This window comes from Streptomyces sp. DH12 (genome assembly GCF_020873895.1).
Classification (GTDB): Bacteria; Actinomycetota; Actinomycetes; order Streptomycetales; family Streptomycetaceae; genus Streptomyces.
On the sequence record NZ_JAHWGT010000677.1, the window covers coordinates 1 to 521 of the forward strand.

General features: G+C 71.8%; 1 protein-coding gene and 1 pseudogene. One reads left to right on the forward strand and one right to left on the reverse strand.

The features are described 5' to 3' along the window. Positions 1 to 233 (forward strand): annotated as a pseudogene (locus tag LPA54_RS36430) (carbohydrate ABC transporter permease); the annotation flags it as partial. Here LPA54_RS36430 and LPA54_RS36435 read toward each other — a convergent pair. Continuing rightward, the coding region (locus LPA54_RS36435; RefSeq protein WP_228984796.1) for a DUF664 domain-containing protein at positions 234 to 521 on the reverse strand (288 nt) is incomplete at its 5' end.

Below are 521 nucleotides of genomic sequence, written 5' to 3' on the forward strand. Positions count from 1 at the left end.
TCTTCAACTTCGTCAACTGCTGGAACGAGCTGTTCCTTTCGGTGACGCTGATGAACAGCGACGAGAACAAGACCGTGCCGACCGCGCTCAACGGCTTCATCTCCAGCTTCAACATCGACTGGGGTTCGATGTCCGCGGCGGCGGTGCTGACGATCCTGCCGACCATGGTGCTGTTCGCCTTCGCCAGCCGGCACATCGTGCAGGGGCTGACGGCGGGGGCGGTGAAGGGCTGATCAGGGGGCGGCGCGGGTGCTGGGACCGTCGGTGGTCCCGTTTCCGGCGGCCTCCCGCGCCGCCCGCTCCAGCCGGTCGCGGTAGGCCGCCCACCAGGCCGGATCGTCCGACGGCAGGCTGGTGGCGCCCGGCCGCTCGCCCGTCGCGCCGTCCAGCCGCTCGCGCAGGATGTCGGCGTGGCCCGCGTGCCGGCTGGTGTCGGCGATGACGCGGACCACGGCGTGGTGCAGGGTCAGCCCGGCGCGGTCCGCCGGCCACCACGGCACCGTGCCGGTCGTGTCCAGGGG